General features: G+C 51.2%; 15 protein-coding genes. 2 read left to right on the plus strand and 13 right to left on the minus strand.

Going from position 1 to position 16,000, the window contains the following annotated elements:
• The first annotated feature begins 56 nt into the window (after positions 1 to 56).
• Positions 57 to 1,745: a tetratricopeptide repeat protein gene (locus NT239_11680; protein ID XGA70434.1), complete on the plus strand. Its 1,689-nt coding sequence runs from the start codon at positions 57 to 59 to the stop codon at positions 1,743 to 1,745.
• A gap of 116 nt (positions 1,746 to 1,861) precedes the next feature.
• Positions 1,862 to 2,983, plus strand: coding sequence for a porin (locus tag NT239_11685; GenBank protein XGA70435.1), 1,122 nt, complete (start codon positions 1,862 to 1,864; stop codon positions 2,981 to 2,983).
• 90 nt (positions 2,984 to 3,073) lie between these two features.
• Here the strand turns inward: NT239_11685 and NT239_11690 are convergent, their stop codons facing one another.
• From NT239_11690 to NT239_11750, 13 genes are all read right to left on the minus strand, one after another.
• Positions 3,074 to 3,721, minus strand: coding sequence for a thioredoxin domain-containing protein (locus tag NT239_11690; protein XGA70436.1), 648 nt, complete (start codon positions 3,719 to 3,721; stop codon positions 3,074 to 3,076).
• Positions 3,718 to 4,161, minus strand: a complete 444-nt coding sequence (locus tag NT239_11695) for a disulfide bond formation protein B (GenBank protein XGA70437.1) — start codon at positions 4,159 to 4,161, stop codon at positions 3,718 to 3,720. The genes NT239_11690 and NT239_11695 overlap by 4 nt, the downstream gene beginning before the upstream one ends.
• Before the next feature lie 604 nt (positions 4,162 to 4,765).
• Entirely contained in the window at positions 4,766 to 6,022 is a 1,257-nt protein-coding gene (locus NT239_11700; protein ID XGA70438.1) for an ABC transporter permease, read from the minus strand.
• Entirely contained in the window at positions 6,015 to 6,743 is a 729-nt protein-coding gene (locus NT239_11705) for an ABC transporter ATP-binding protein (GenBank protein XGA70439.1), read from the minus strand. The genes NT239_11700 and NT239_11705 overlap by 8 nt, the downstream gene beginning before the upstream one ends.
• 27 nt (positions 6,744 to 6,770) lie before the next feature.
• On the minus strand, positions 6,771 to 7,265 hold the full coding sequence (locus NT239_11710; GenBank protein XGA70440.1) for a DUF2796 domain-containing protein: 495 nt from the start codon (positions 7,263 to 7,265) through the stop codon (positions 6,771 to 6,773).
• Between the two features lie 63 nt (positions 7,266 to 7,328).
• Positions 7,329 to 7,988, minus strand: a complete 660-nt coding sequence (locus tag NT239_11715) for a DUF3299 domain-containing protein (protein XGA70441.1) — start codon at positions 7,986 to 7,988, stop codon at positions 7,329 to 7,331.
• An 84-nt stretch (positions 7,989 to 8,072) separates the two neighbouring features.
• A complete protein-coding gene (locus tag NT239_11720) occupies positions 8,073 to 8,777 on the minus strand; it encodes a transporter substrate-binding domain-containing protein (GenBank protein XGA70442.1) in 705 nt (234 codons plus the stop codon).
• A gap of 59 nt (positions 8,778 to 8,836) precedes the next feature.
• Positions 8,837 to 9,601: a peroxide stress protein YaaA gene (gene yaaA / locus NT239_11725; protein ID XGA70443.1), complete on the minus strand. Its 765-nt coding sequence runs from the start codon at positions 9,599 to 9,601 to the stop codon at positions 8,837 to 8,839.
• Between the two features lie 67 nt (positions 9,602 to 9,668).
• On the minus strand, positions 9,669 to 10,286 hold the full coding sequence (locus NT239_11730; protein XGA70444.1) for a response regulator: 618 nt from the start codon (positions 10,284 to 10,286) through the stop codon (positions 9,669 to 9,671).
• Positions 10,276 to 12,582, minus strand: coding sequence for a PAS domain S-box protein (locus NT239_11735; protein ID XGA70445.1), 2,307 nt, complete (start codon positions 12,580 to 12,582; stop codon positions 10,276 to 10,278). Before NT239_11735 ends, NT239_11730 begins: the two co-directional genes overlap by 11 nt.
• Positions 12,575 to 13,570, minus strand: a complete 996-nt coding sequence (locus NT239_11740) for a 2-hydroxyacid dehydrogenase (protein ID XGA70446.1) — start codon at positions 13,568 to 13,570, stop codon at positions 12,575 to 12,577. The genes NT239_11735 and NT239_11740 overlap by 8 nt, the downstream gene beginning before the upstream one ends.
• A 4-nt stretch (positions 13,571 to 13,574) precedes the next feature.
• Complete coding sequence (locus tag NT239_11745) at positions 13,575 to 13,835, minus strand: hypothetical protein (protein XGA70447.1); 261 nt, start codon at positions 13,833 to 13,835, stop codon at positions 13,575 to 13,577.
• Between the two features lie 177 nt (positions 13,836 to 14,012).
• Positions 14,013 to 15,995: a lytic transglycosylase domain-containing protein gene (locus tag NT239_11750; GenBank protein ID XGA70448.1), complete on the minus strand. Its 1,983-nt coding sequence runs from the start codon at positions 15,993 to 15,995 to the stop codon at positions 14,013 to 14,015.
• Positions 15,996 to 16,000: the final 5 nt, after the last annotated feature.

The following is a 16,000-nucleotide window of genomic DNA, read 5'->3' on the forward strand; positions in this document are numbered from 1 at the left end:
TGCTTGTAGCTATTCATAGAAATGGTTTGCAATTAAATACATTAATGGAGTATTCAATGCCCCCCAAAGTGAGAGCATATTCTTTTGTCGATCGAGCGCCGGTAGATGCCGCGCCCGAAGTCGACGTGCGTGATTTATCCCAATTTAAAATTTTGGTGATCGATCATGTACCTGAAATGCGCACCACGATGGGGATGACGCTGAGCCAGTTTGGCGCGCAATCGGTGGAATACGCCAACCGCAGTGCCGAGGCCATCGGCATGCTGCGCCGCACGCCCTACGATATTGTGTTGTGTGCTTACGATTTAGGTACCGGTTTTGATGGCCTGTATTTATTCGAAGAAGTACGCCGCCACGGTCTGCTCAAAGCCAGTTGCGTGTTTATGATGCTGACCGGCGAGCGTCAATCGACCAAAGTCATCGGCGCGGCTGAGCTCGCTCCCGATGCGATTATTTTGAAACCCTTTAAAGGCGAGGCGCTGTACGAGCGATTAGTGCGGGCGCTGCGCAAAAAGCAGCGCCTCAAACCGATTGATGCCGCCAGCCTGGCGCACGATTATTTGCGCGCTATTTCGCTATGTAATTTTGAAATCGAGCAGGGCGGTGACGATGCGCTCGATTTTCTGCGCATGAAAGTGCATTTAATGCTCAAAATCGGCGATTGGACTGGCACGCGCGATTTATGCCGCACGCTCTTGGTTAAAACCGATTTGGCTTGGGCCAAAATGGCCTTGGGCAAGGCGCAATTGCAATTGCGCGAATACGACGAAGCGCAGCTGATTTTCCAGCAAGTGATCGCCGAGCATGAATTGGTGCTCGAAGCCTATGATTGGCTGGCACGTGCACAGCAAGCGCAGCATCAAGTGGACGAAGCCAAGCGCACTTTAAACCGCGCAGTTGAAAAATCACCGTTTGTCGTGAATCGTATGCGTGAATTGGGCGAAGTCGCGATGGTCGCCGGAGATTTAGCGCTGGCCGAACAATCGCTGGCTGAAACGGTGCGTATGGCAAGGTTTTCGTTTTGGCCGCAGGTTAGTGACTACGGGCTACTGTCTGATGTGCAATTAGCGCGTGGCGATGTGGCTGCGGCGCGCAAAACGGTAGACAACCTACGAAAAGATTTTCGCGCCAGCCCAGATCGCATGATGGCCGATGTGCTTGAAGTAGATGTGGCTCTGAAAATGGGCGACAAAGCCAAAGCGCAGCAGTTGCTCGATGGCGCCTTGTTTATGCTGAAAGGGCATCTAGAGCCCAATCCGGCGATTAGTCTGGCGCTGGCCAAAAGCTGCTTAGCGCAAAACCGCACGACTGAGGCACAAAAACTCACCAAGCAAGTGCTGAAAAACCGCCACGACGATCCGCTCCTCGCCGCCAAAGTGACGCGTATTTATAAAGAGCAAGGTTATGAAGACGACGCGCTAAAACTGATCGAAACTACGGCTGCTGATATTGTGGAAATGAATAACGAAGCCGTTCGATTGGCACAAAGCGGCGATTTGCAAGCCGCCGCCGAACGCTTTTTGAAAGCCGCCAAAGAAATGCCGTCGAATGTGCAAGTGTTACTCAACACGATCAACGCTTTGCTCGCCTTTGTGAATAAAAATGGCTGGCATGTAAGCTATATGCAGCGCGCGCAAGAGCTGTTGACCCGCGTCACCACGCTAGAGCCGGCCAACGGCAAAGCCTTGCAAATGGCTGAGGTCTATCGCAAAACGCAAAGGCGCTTTGGCATTAAGACTAGCTAAGCATGGATTGTGGCCTTTTTTAGCACAAAAAGGTTTGAAATTAGTTGCTTGATTGAAGTCAGTTTTTCCCTGTTATTGACCGTGTTATGCTTTATGCCAACTAAATAGGGGGAATTATGAAACGACTAAGCTTGGCTGTTCTATTGGCGGGTATCACAGCAGGAAGTGCAATGGCCCAAGATTTTGGTGCTGTTGCATTGAGCGGTTCAGCAGAGATGGATTTGTTCTATCGCACCAACAATACCGCAGATGGTGATGGTAAGTTGCTCGAAGAAATTGCCATCGTGATTAATCTGGATGGCAAAGAAAAGCTAGATTCTGGCAATACGCTGAAATGGCGCTTGGCACAGAAAGTGGCAACCGATTATCGTTTTGATAGTTTTGGTCAACGTGAAGCTTGGATTGGCTATGCAGGTGGCTGGGGTGAATTACGTTTTGGTAACCAGTTTTCCAATGCTTATTTAACGAATGATTGGCCGTATGGCGCAAAAGGCGCAACCAATCTAACGGGTGATTTTGGCGCGCACAGCGTGCAATACACTCGCGCGATTAGTTACTTTTCTCCAAATTTAAACGGTTTTAATCTGCAGGCCCAGTATGATTTGGGGACGGGCGACGGTGATTTATATGCCTACGAAGTAACGGGCAGCTACGCCGCAGGCCCACTTGCACTGGATCTTGGTTATACCAATGGTCATGGTTTTAATAATGGCACTGAGGCATTGGCACCGGGTTGGGACGGCGGCTGGGGTAAGGGTGGCAAATACAGCGCAAGCAATCAAGATTCAGGCCAAAGCACTTATTACATTGGCGCACGCTACAACCACGAAAGTGGTTTTGGCTTAGCCGCATTGTATAAGCACCATGAATGGGATAAAGGCACTTTTGGCGGTTGGGGCAATGCTGGATCGACGTCAGTGAGCTACAACAATGCCAGCGCAGATCAATGGTTGATTCGCGGTTCGATGAGCGTGGGTCAGCATTCATTTGCATTGGGCTACCAAGCAATAACTGATATGGATGTAGACAGTGGCAAGCTCAATTCGGGAATTAGCCAAATTCACTTCCAATATGATTATCCATTATCAAAAGCCACGGGTTTCTTCGTGCAAGCTCGTCACGAAATGATGGATAAACAAGCCGGTATCGTAGCGCCTGGCGGTTACCAAATCGATGGCTGGAATGGTAAATCGGATAATGTAACTCGGGTCTTGGTTGGTACTTGGACTGGTTTCTAATACCCAGACTACGAAGATTGCGTTTAAAAAAGAAAACCCTCGGTTTAAGCCGAGGGTTTTCTTTGCCTAGGGGCCGCTCAAATACAGGTTTTATTTGGCTGCCAAGGCCTGATTAATTAAGTTTTCCAGCTGCTGATAGCCAAAGCTTTGCAGCGGTTGGCCGTTTACATAATAACTAGGCGTTTTATTGACGCCCAAGGCCTGCGCATCGGCAATGTCTTGCTGCACAATCGCTTGTACCGCAGGCGATTGCATATCGGCTTGCAGTTGCGTCATATCCAAGCCCAGTTGCGCCAAAATCGGCAGCGTGCGATTGACGTCGGCTTGGTGATTAATCGCCCATTGCGCTTGGGTTGATAGCAAGGTTTCCAGCGCTTCCCAATATTTACCCTGTTTGCGCGCCGCTTCGAGTGCCGCAACCACTTGATCCGCGCCTTGATGCAGTGGTGCATAACGCACGACAAGGCGAATCTGCTCGGGGTTTTTCGCCATAATGTCTTTCACAAAGGGATAAAACGCTGCGCACGCTTCGCAAGCGGGGTCGAGAAATTCAACAATCGTCACTTTGGCGTTTTGCGCGCCCATAATCGGTGAATGCATGCGCATTAAGGCTTGCTGGTTCACCTGAACTTGTTCAACCACTTGTGCTTGCTGGTTTTGTTTAAATAACAACGTGCCACCAATAAATAGCGCAACAAGGACAACGGCGGCGGAGATGAAAATGGTTTTTTGTTTCATTTTTTGTCTCGAATAAAAGTGGCGAAAAGGGAAATATTAATCAGCGCAAACGCGCCCACCGACATCAGCGGAATCGTTAAAAAGCCAAACCACTCGGCACTCACTTCCGAGCATGAGCTGCCTTTGGCGCACGGGCTGGCGCTGGCGGGGATGAGCCCCAGCTGCAATAGCCAATGGTAAACCGCAAAACCGAAGCCAAGCAGCGCCAGCGGCAGTGCGTAGCGCACCACTTTTTCATCCAGTGGAAACAGCGCCAGCGGCAGGAATATGGCGAGCGGGAACATGAAAATGCGCTGATACCAGCACAGCGTACACGGCGCGATGCCCATCACTTCGCCAAAAAACAGCGCTCCAAGCGTACTGCCCGCGGCGATTAGCCAAGCAAAAAAGATCAAGCACCACGTGCTGTTCAGTTCGTTGGAATGGGGTTGTTGCGGCAAGATAAACCCTTAGCCCAGCGGGCAGCCAAAATACGATAGACCGTGGATTGTAATTTGGGTTCAGGGAAAAGAAGAGGTAGTTTTACCTTCGCATCTACTTTTACTTTGCGGAGAGGTTGGTTTGTGATGCTGTTATTTAATTTTTACGAATGCTTATTTATATATTCCTTTGAGTTTGTGCCTGAATTCTTGTACCAATCTTTAGGGAATCTTGACTTGAAGGCATAGTTTTTAAGTTCTTCTGGTTTCATGCAGTCAAAGCGTATCAAAAGTAGTCCACCTAGCCATGCAACTGTGACTCCCGCGAAATAAAGGCAGATAGGTAAGGATAAAAACCATAGCGCAGTCCAGGCTAGGACGGTGTTTGACCCACTAACTGGAGTGTTGAAATCCATGTTTAGAAGTGAAGCAAGGCCTATCGAAGTGTAGTACATGAGTATTGCCGCAAGACATGCAGCTAACGTTCCGATTATGGATGTGATCCAATAGAATTTGGGTTGCAGCAATTTAGTCGAGTTCGCGTTGGCTAGTATTTCTTTTAGAGAGTTCATTGATTTCATTTCACAACATTTGTTTGGCATCGGCCTAGTGGCCTGGGTCAGTTTTAATGCGGGCTCAGACCATCGCTCAGCGACATTCGATACGCGCGCCAGGCGGGGATGGCGCCGATTAGAAAGCCGGCGAGCAAGGTCGCGGCGATCAGTTGCCATTCGAGTGGGCTGGGCGCGTTGATGGCGATATTCAGGCTATATACCTCGCGCAGTATTGGCTTGCAGGCCAATAGCAAAGCATAGAGTAGGGCAATACCTGCGGTGATGCCTGCGCTAACTAGTAGTAAAGTCTCGCCCATGACCAGCGCAAAAATCTGCCACGCGCGTGCGCCGACTGAGCGCAAGATCGCCATTTCACGCCGCCGCTCGTTTAAGCCCGTCAGCAGTGCGGTCAGCATGCCCATCAGCCCGATCACCAGTACAAAGCCCGATACGACGGCGAGCGCTTGCTCGGCAATGCGCATTAGCTGCCACAGCTCAGACAGCGCCACGCCGGGCATAATCGCCATCAGCGTTTCGTCGGTGTATTGATTCACTGCGCGTTGGTAGCTAAAAATCGCCGTGCGCGATTTGAGCCCAACATAAAACGCGGTGATGCTGCTTGGCGGTGGCAGGGCGCGATTTTCGTCGGCGGCCAACACGCCTGTGCTCGATAGCAGCGATGCGCTACCCGATTCCCAGCCTTCGTGAATTGCGGTCAGGCCGTCGAGCGACACATGCACCGTGTCGTCGACCGGCGTGCCAGTGGGCGCGAGTATGCCGACGACGGTGAAGGGTTGGTCGCTGTGTTCCGACATTGCGCCTTCACCGCTACCGTGCGTTAGCACGATTTTTTGCCCTAGCTTATAGCCCATTTTGCTGGCGACGTGCGCGCCGAGCACGGCTTCATGCGTCTTTGCGAAAGGCTGGCCCTTGCTAAATTGCAAAGCCGAGTTTTCGCTGTAGCGCAGGTATTTAAAATAGTCGCCCGTCGTGCCAAGCACCGCAAAGCCGTGGTGGCTGTCGCCGAGCGAGACGGGAATCGTCCACGCCACGCGGCGATCTTTGGCCAGCGCTTGGTAGCTGTCCCAGCCGATATTATTGGTTGCGCTGCCGACGCGGAACACGCTGTACAGCAGCAATTGCACCGAGCCGGTGCGCGCGCCGACGATCAGATCGGTGCCGCTGACGGTATTGGCAAAGCTATTGCGTGCCTCGCTGCGTAGGCGCTCGACGCCGAGCAACATCAGCACCGACAGTGCGACGGTCAGCACTGAGAGCAATACGGTGAGGCGGCGGTTGAGCAGACTGTTCAACGCGATTTTAAACATGGCAGCCTCCTGCGGTGTTAATCGCACTCAGGCTAACGCTGCGATCAAACGCCGCGGCCAATTGCGGGTCGTGGCTGACCATCAGCACGGCGGTGTTGTGCTCATGCGCGCATTCAAACAGCAGTTCGATAAAGGCGCTGCGGCGCTCAGCGTCGAGCGCCGAGGTTGGCTCGTCGGCAATCAAAATTTCCGGCGCACCGATCAGTGCGCGTGCCAGCGCGACGCGTTGTTGCTGGCCGACCGACAGCTCGCTAACCGGGCGCTGCAAATAAGCTGTTAGGTCTAGCCGTTCGAGCAAGTGCAAAGCTTGTGCCTTGGCGGTACCAGAAAATTGCTCCGCGCGCGTGCGGCGAAGTTTGGAGAACTGGCACGACAGCAACACATTGTCGAGCACCGACAAATAGCTGAGTAAATTAAATTGCTGAAACACATAGCCAAGGTGATCGGCACGAAAATGATCGCGTTGCGGGCCGGAGAGCGCGGCCAAATCCTGCCCCAAAATCGTTACCGAGCCTTGCTGCGGCAAATGAATGCCGGTGAGTAAAGAGAGCAAAGTACTTTTGCCGCTGCCGCTTGGCCCATGCAAAAACAGCCGCTCGCCTGCCGCAAGGCTAAAACTAGGAATGGCCAGCGTGGGCTGCGTGGCGCCACGCCAAGTAAATTGCAGATTGCTCAGCTCGATTAACAACGCGATGATCCTTGTTGGGCGCGGGCGGGGCATGCGCGCCGCCCTGCAAACTGATGAGGCTTATTTCAAATTCAAATCTTGCGCTGGCTTGAGCTTGATTTGTTTTTGCCCCTGCGCCGTGGCGATATTGGCGTTCAGGTTTTTAAATTTCGGAAAATTTTTCCACAGCGGCAGCGCAACGCTGCTGGGCACGCTGGCGCAAGTGAATTGATATTCGGCGCTAATATCGCTGTGCTCGCCTTTTTTAAAGCTGGGCATCGTCACCACGGGTGCGGCGGCTTTGCATTGCGCTGTGGCGGCGGGCGCGAATAATAATTCGGCTTTGTTCAATTGCTCGGTCACGGTTTTAAGCTTGGCTTTTTCCGCATCGGTTTTCGGTGCACGCTCAAAGCCGAGCAAATTATCGGCTGGGCTTTCGAGTGTAATCAGCAAAGTTTTGCCATCAATCGCCACGTCGATTTCGGCTGCGCCATGCACGTGGGCGCCGTGACTGTGTTCTTTAGCAATAGAGAGTAGGGGTATTGCCATGCAGGCAACAGCAATTAAGCGTTTCATATCGATACCTTGTGGTGGCCGACAGTGATTGATAAAAAATCACCTTGGCTGCGAAAAGTTGAATTATTTACCAGTAGCTTTTTTGTATTCGCGTACTTCGTTAGCAGCCAGCGTATAGCCAACAGGCACATCGCTCGCGCCGTCGGCCAAGCTTAAATTGGCGGTGGATGACTTAATCGCCAATTTGCCGCTGACGGTGACTGCAGCAAATAAATTACTTTGCTCATAGCCTTTCGGGTATTGCACGACGATCAGCTGATTTGGCGGTGGCGCAGGCACGTGAATACAGGCGCCAATCACCGGCACCAGTAAAAACTCGACGACTTTTTTGCCATTTTGCTTCAGTGGCAAGAGGTAGCCATCGATTTCCACCACTTGGTTATTCAGTGCCGGAATCATTTCCTTGGTACGCTTTTTCTCAAAAGCTTCGATCTCAGCGATCAGCGGTTTTAGATCGCTGTAGTTTTCTTTGATCAGCTTGATGTCATTTTGCGTTAAATCGGACGCTTTGAGCTTGCCGTTGTCGAGCATGATTTTGAGCTCGCGCTGCTGCACCGCGCGCATCAGACGAGTTTTTTCGTCTTGGCTCATTTTATTCACGGTGGCACGCAAGGTCGGCGAATCGGGTTGCAGGTCGGACCATTTAATATTTTTAACGTCGTTCGCCCATGTATTGAGCGAGAAGACGGTGAGAGCAATCAGTAGTAATTGACGAAACTTCATCGCCTTTCCTTTCTATAAAATTCAGCTGGTATTGTAACTAAGTTGCATTTGTTTGTGCGCTGTTTTGCGCATTAGTTCCAAGATTTATTGCGCAGCAATCGGGGGTGGGTTGCGAAACAACTGTTGATAGCGCGGTAATGAGCCGTCTTTTTGCATGCTTTTTAGTGCGCTACTTAATTGGCGGGCGAGGGGCTGGTGCCGTGGTAAAAGCCAAAGATGCGTAGTTAAATGGGTAAATTCACTTAAAACTAGTGCAGGTTTGGCTTGGGTAAACTCGGCATCTGGCGGAATACCGGCCGATAAAATACACACATCAATGCGCCGCGCTTTCAGCATCCGTACACAGGCGCTCGCGCTATCACTGGGGCTTAATGGGCTGCGCTGCTGTAATTGATTTTCCACTAACACTACGCCACGGATATAGCCCACTTTTCGTCCGTAAAGCTCGGACCATTGCGTGATTTTGAGCTCGCGCGTAATGGCAAATACGGGCAGGCTAAAAAAGCTGGGTTCAACACGCAGAGCGCTTGGATTCTGTTTCGCGAATTCGCCGGTGCGACCGGCATCACCGTCAAAATGCCCCGCCTTGAATTCGAGTTCAGCACGTTTGGCTGGGCGAAACACTAACTGTACTGGGGTATGGATACGGGCAAATAGGTCGTTGATAAATCGTACTTGCACCTGGCCGGTCGGCGATTCTAAGGGCACGATCGTGACGAGCTTAATCGGGCCTTGGGCCAGACTAAGGGTGCTAAAGCTCAAGAACAATAAAGCACTGAATACGCGCATCAGGCAAAACACAGCAACAAGATGGTCTAGTTATAGGTTTTTTGCTGATGCGCTGCTGATTAATCGATTAAGTTGCGACGAAATAGCCAGTGTGTTTCGCTACTTTCATCGCGCTCGAATCGGTAGCCTTCAAGGTCAAAGTCTTTTAGCTCGTCGGCATTTTGAATCTGATTCAGCGCTGCGTAGCGCACCATCAAACCGCGCGCGCGTTTGGCATAAAAGCTGATGATTTTATATTTGCCGCCTTTAAAGTCTTCAAACACAGGGGTGATTAAACGCGCGTTCAGTAGCTTGGGTTTAACTGATTTAAAGTACTCGTCGCTAGCCAGATTGACCACGGTTTTGTGTTCAAGCGCATTGATCGTGTCGGTAATGCGCGTGCCCCAAAACTCATACAGGTTTTTGCCGCGTGGGTTGGCCAAACGCGTTCCCATTTCCAAACGGTACGGTTGCATTAAGTCGAGTGGGCGTAATAAGCCGTACAGCCCCGACAAAATGCGCAAATGCTGACTTAAGTAATCCAGCTGCTGCGCGTTCATGCTGTTCGCCGCCAAGCCTTCGTACACATCGCCCATAAATGCTAGTACCGCTTGCTTGGCATTGCTGGGGTTAAATTCAGGTAGCCAGCTGTGATAGCGGCCGACGTTGAGAACCGCTAATTCGTCGGAAATCTTCATCAGCTCGGCAATCTCGGCTGGGGATTTTTTGCGCAACACGTCGATCAAGAGTTGCGATTCGGCTAGAAAATCGGGTTGGCTAAATTGCGGCGTCGTCGGTGCGGTGGTGTAATCCAGCGTTTTGGCTGGCGAAATAAGCATTAGCATTTTTAGAGGGTATATGAATAAAGGCCAATACTAGATTGGCCTTGGGGTTGATACATGCAAGAGTATATTAGTTGACGTCAACGCCCGCGTCGCGCAGACGAGCGGCAAGTTCCATGGCGGTTTTGACCTGCATTTTTTCTAAAATACGCGCGCGGTGCACTTCGACCGTTTTCATCGAAATCGACAAATCATCGGCGATTTGTTTATTCAGGCGACCTGTTAGGATCAATTTCATCACTTCGGTTTCACGTGGGGTGAGGCAAGCCAGACGCTCGCCGACCGCAGTGCGGTTTTCCCATTCGCTGCGATTCATTTGATCCATCGACAGGCAGCCTTCGACCAAGTCGACGATATCGTTATCGGAAAACGGTTTTTCAATAAAATCAGCCGCGCCTTGTTTGAGCGCCGCCACCGCCATCGGCACATCGCCGTGGCCGGTGAGGAATACGACTGGTGGCGTGTAGGAATGTTCTTGCAGCTTGCTAAAAAGCTCCATGCCGCCCATGCCCGGCATGCGCACGTCGAGAATCAGGCAGCCAAATTGATCTGGGTTGTATTGCGCGAGCAACTCTTCGGCGCTGGCAAACAGCTGAACGGAATGATTTCGCGTTGAAAACAACCACGACAGCGCGTCGCGGATAGCGTCGTCGTCATCAACAATGGCAATGTGGCGATTAAGGCTCATAAGCTTCGCTCTCTATAGAAAGTGGCAGTGTAAAGTGAAAACAGCTTCCGCCCAAGGGGTTTGCTTCAACCCACAGGCGGCCTTGATGGTGTTCGATGATCGAGCGGCAAATATTCAAGCCCATCCCCATGCCGCTACTCTTGGTGGTATAGAACGGTTTGAATAATTGTTCCATTTGCTCGGTGCTAATCCCTGGGCCGCGATCGGTGATCGCCACGGCCAGCATATCGTCTTCGCGGGTGACTTTGACATCCAGTGTACGCTGTTTCACCGGTGTATCAGCCATCGCTTCAATCGCATTTTTCATCAGGTTGAAAATCACTTGTTCTAGCATCACCGCATCGGCGTAGATCGGCGGAAAAGTGCGTGTGTCGCTGACGCTGAGTTTTACCTGCGATTTTTTGATCTCGGCATTCAGCAGTGTTTGTACCGTTTCGAGCAAATCCCTGAGCTCGCAACGCTTGCGATGCGGCGCACGGCGTTGCACAAATTCGCGAATCCCGCGAATAATTTGCCCCGCGCGTTTGGCTTGCACCGCCATTTTTTCAATCGCTTGATCGAGCTGGGCAATATTGGGCTCTTTTTGCGAGAGTACATTGCGGCAGCCGGTGGCATAGCTGGCAATCGCGGCGAGCGGTTGATTGAGTTCGTGCGCGAGGCTGGATGCCATTTCACCCATGCTGATGAGTCGCGTGGTTTGTTGCAATTGTTCTTTTTGCTGGCGCTCGTTTTCTTGTGCTGTTTTTAGCATCGTGATGTCGGTGGCGATTTCCAGCCAGACCTCCGAGCCGTCGACCCATACGCTACTGCGGCTTTTTACTTGATACCAATGCTGGTTGAAGTCATCAAACCATTCGCTGTCGACTGGTGCACCTTTATTGCGGCGAACAAACGGAATATTGCAATAGCGTCCGTGACGCTCAGGAATATTAAACGCTCGATCAAAATGGCGATTCGACAGTAATAACTCGCCCGTATTGGCATCGCTGACCGAAACCGCGGCATCCAAGCCATTGAGTACGGCAACGAAACGCTCGTGCGAAGCTTGCAGCGCCTCGCGTTCACGCTGCAATTCGGTAATATCATAAATCGCGCTAATCCAGCCGGTATGCACGCCTTCACCGTCGATCAGTTTGGCTGCATATAGCCGCACGTCAAAACGCTCGCCATTGCTGCGCATAAAACGCATCTGATAGCCGGTCGAATCGGCTCGGCCATTTAAAATGGCCCGATAAATGGCCATGCATTGCTCAATATCTTCGGGTGGCCAGTAGGGCATAGGGTGTGAGGCACCAATTAGGCTTTCTTGGCTGTAGCCCACCATTTCACAGAAAGCGCGGTTGGCATAAAACAGCCGCCCCTCTAAATCCATTGCCCGAATACCCGTGACGAGCGAGTTTTCCATTGATTCGCGTAGGGCTTGCTCTTGGCGTAATTTCGCTTCGGTGTTTTGCCGCTCTTTAATGTGACGACGCAGAGCCCATGTTGATGCCAGCATCAAGATTGAGAGTGCAGCAACCACCACGGTTAATGAGGTTTGCCAATTATTGCGTTTTTGCTCGTAAATATGCGCGGTTAGCGCCAATTTGTTGGGCGGCCAGTCCAGTTGAATGCTGCTGCTTTGCTGGCTAGCGTCATAAGAGCGATCAAAACGGCCGGCGATGAATTTTTGCTGATCCCATAGGCTAATTTGATAGCGCTGGGCAATCCACCATGGCACTTGTTGTTGCAGCATGGTGCGCAAATTGAGCTGCGCAATCAGTACATGTCGACCACTGTAATTAAGCTTGATTGGTACTGCGATGGCTAAAATCGGGGTTTCGGGATCGTTGAGAATAATTTTGCTAAAACTACTCGACTCTCCCGCTAAGATTTTTTCACGAATTTCCGCAATGTATGGATGCCGAAAATCGGGCAGTCTTTCGATTTTTTGCTCGGGTTCCCGCCAACGCTCTTGGCCTGTTTCATCGATGTATTCTAGCGAAATGATCTCGGGTGAGTCTTCGCGCAATGACAGCGTGCGGGCGGTAAACTCAGCCGATGCAAGCCCATCGGTGGCCATGCTGGCGGCCACCGTTCGTAATTGATGCGTGAAATTGTCTACCCGGGTATTGAGCGCCTGTTTTTGCCACAGCAAGTCTTGTGTGAGGCTGTGCTGACGTGCGGAATGCTCACTGTATGCGCTGGCAATTAAAAACAAAGCGAGCGCTAAACTAAATAGCGCTGCCGCGAAAGATGGAAGAGTGAGCAACCAGCGGGATGTAGCTGGGTTCTGCGATGCATGCTGTCTAAGCACTCAATTTAACCTCATTGACCAAGGCTTGTCCTGCGGCAAAGTCGCTGATGTTTTGCAAGGTGGTCGTGGCGATATTTTTGAGCGCTTCATCCGTTAAATAGCCCTGGTGCGATGTAATCAAGACATTTGGGAATGTCGTTAAGCGTGCCAAGATATCATCTTTGAGTACACTGTCGGAAAGGTCTTCAAAAAAGACGCCTTCTTCGTGTTCGTACACATCCAAACCCAGCCCACCAATTTGCCCTGATTTTAATGCTGAAATCGCCGCACGGGTATCGATCAAACCGCCGCGACTGGTGTTGAGGATGATGACTCCGTGCTTCATCGTGGCCAGTGAAGTGGCGTTAATCATGTGATGCGTGCTTTCGAGTAATGGGGTATGCAGAGAAATAATATCCGCATTGGCCATGACTTCTTCTTGCGACATAAATGTGCAATCAACATCGCATTGTTTGGGCGGGTAGGGGTCATACGCGAGCACTTTACAGCCAAAGCCACGCGCAATCCGTGCCGTGGCAAGACCTATTTTACCTGCGCCTAAAATACCAAAGGTTTTGCCATGGATATTGAAGCCTTCCAAACCTTCAAGTAGGAAATTACCTTCACGTACGCGATTGTATGCGCGGTGCGTTTTGCGACTTAAGCTTAGCAATAGGGCAAATACGTGTTCCGCGACGGCTTCGGGTGAGTAGGCTGGAACGCGGGTGACTTTGATGCCAAATTCGGCAGCAGCCGCCAAATCGACGCCATTAAAGCCTGCGCAGCGCAGCGCAATCAGCTTAACGCCCAATTTGGCGAGTCGAGAAATGGTTTTATGATCGAGTTTGTCATTTACAAACGGGCAAACCACGTCAAAATCTTCGGCCAATGGCGCGGTGTGGGCGCCAAGGCGTTCTTCAAAAAAAACCAGCTCGTGGCCAAATTGTGCGTTAGCAGCTTCAAGCGTTGAGCGATCGAATCTTTTGCTATCAAAAATGGCCACGCGCATGGGCTTACTCCTTAAAGTTATGGGTCACGGCGGCGTCCAAATCATGACCTTTGTAGTGCAATCCAGAAATTTTATCGTCCAATACTCGACCTAAGGTTTCTGGCGTGTCATTGGGGTAACGAACAAAAGCCAGCGCATTGCGCCCACCTTCGCCAACCTCGACGCGCACTTCAAGCGGCTCTGGCGCTCCCAATTGCTGGGTGAGCAGCGATAATACTTCTGCTTGGCTGGTTTCAACGGGTAAATTGCTAATCAGTAATTGCATATTCAACTCCTTCGCAGTGGCTAAAAACAACAATACAGAAACGGTGAGTTCAACATCTAATGCAAATACAAGCGCAGTATCTTGATCTACTGCGCTTGTGGATTATGCTGCTTGGCTATACCCATCCAGCCTATCAGTGTGCTCACTGAAGGCAAGCGTCATGCGCGATTAGCGACGTTACTGTGCGCTTTCTTCAACGGGTGTCGCTTTACCTGCGACAGGCGGTAAGCGCTTCATTAATTGCGCAGGGCTGCCGTTAAAGAAATGCGCGTAATGTGTCGCATTGGTCAGTACCGCTTTCACATAATCACGTGTTTCAGTAAACGGAATGGTTTCAATATAAATTGCCGCTTCCATTTCTTTATCATCACGCCATTTAGCGGCATTGCCTGGCCCTGCGTTATAGCCCGCCGTGGCCAGCACTGGATTGCCGCCGAAACGCTCGTTCCAGTAGGCTAGATAATAGCTGCCCATTTGTGGGTTGATTTCTGGGTCGCTCATATCAGACATTGTAAAGTCGCTCATCCCCATTTTCTTGGCGACCCACGTAGCGGTGGCGGGCATTAATTGCATTAAGCCCGTCGCGCCCGCGCTGGAGCGAATATCAGCAATAAAGCGGCTTTCTTGGCGGATTAAACCGAACACCCAAGCGGGATCAAGACCGTGAGCCTTGGCGGCGGGCTCAATGCTACTGCGATACGGCATTGGAAAACGCAGGCTAAAGTCTTGGATTTGAGTCGGACGCATCGCTGAGAAAATGCTGCGGTCGTACATCTGATTGCGCGCGGCTAATTCGGCCGCAGCGAGCAATTGCTGATCGCTTAAACCTTTCATCGCCCAATTCCATTCGCGGTTGGCTTCGGTGCGCCAACCTTGCGCGTTCAGCTCGAGTGCTCGCCGAACGGCAGGGATCGTTTGAATCGCCTTAATGTCCTCGGTGTTGGCTTTATAGCTAGGTTGTGGCGCGCTCAAAATAGCGCCCAGCTCTTCTCTTGCCAATAGGCCATAAAAGTCGATTTGATCTGACAGCGAAACCCACAAGGCATTGGCCGCCGCGGTTTTATTTTGCGCCAATAGTGCGCGGGCCTTCCAGTAGCGCCAGCTATTTTCTTGCTGCTCGTTGGCGGGTAAGGCATTGATGCGTTGTTCAACGGCTTGCCAATCGCCAATGCGCAGCGCCGAGCGAATTCCCCACGCCCGATCTTCTGGGCTTAAATCCTCCAAATGCCCTTTGGCCAACCATGCCGACGCTTCAGGAGTGAGTTTGCGCGCCGCGGTCAGCCCTAATTGCTGCCAGGCAAATGCCAAATCGTCTGCTTTTAGTGATGTTTGGGCGCTAATCAGCCGTGCCGCTTGGTGTGGATTGTTGCGGCCAATTTTTTCCACTGCAAATAACCATAACTCACGGCCCGCTTGCGTACTTAAATCAATTTGATTAACCCAACGCTCGGCATTGCTATTCACCGTGTTGATATTGGCGGTCTCAATCGTGATGGTTTTTTTCTTTTTTTGTTTGATCACTACAGGCGGTTTTGGGACCAAATATTCTGGGCTGCCAACACGGCTTGCCAGTTGGCGGGCTAAATCAGGCTGATTATTGGCTAACGCCAAGCGAATTCTGGCCCACGCGTCTTGCTCGTTTAACACACCCTTGCTAAACAAGGTATCAAAATAGGTATTACACGCTTGCGGTTGCGCTTTGCCGCTAAACCAAAGTTGTTTGTGGTTGGCGAGCTGGCTATAGTCGCCGCGGTTGATTGCCGCTTGCTGCTTATTGCAAATTTGCTCTGTATTGGGGCTTTCTAGCTTGCTGTATAGCGCTTCGTATTGCGCCCAGCTTTGCCGCCGAGCCAATTCTTTGAGCCAATCGTTGATAAAGCGCTCCGCCATTGGGCTTGGGCTGTAGCGGTTGATAAAGCTATTGGCATCGTTTTCGTCAGTTTGATTGATTTGCGTTGTTAAGTAGTAATAACGCGGGTACATCTCGAGTGGGTCGCCAATGCTTTGTTCGCTGATGGTGGCAAGGCTGACTAAATCGCGTGAGCGACTGGCTTCGCGAACGGAATCAAGGTCAATGCGGGCGTTGGCGCTGGCGGCTAATAAGCAGCTTAATACGAGGAGCGTGGTTTTTTTAAACATAGTGGTCGATACAATAAGCATTAGCC

This window comes from Chitinibacter sp. SCUT-21 (assembly GCA_041874755.1).
Classification (GTDB): Bacteria; Pseudomonadota; Gammaproteobacteria; order Burkholderiales; family Chitinibacteraceae; genus Chitinibacter.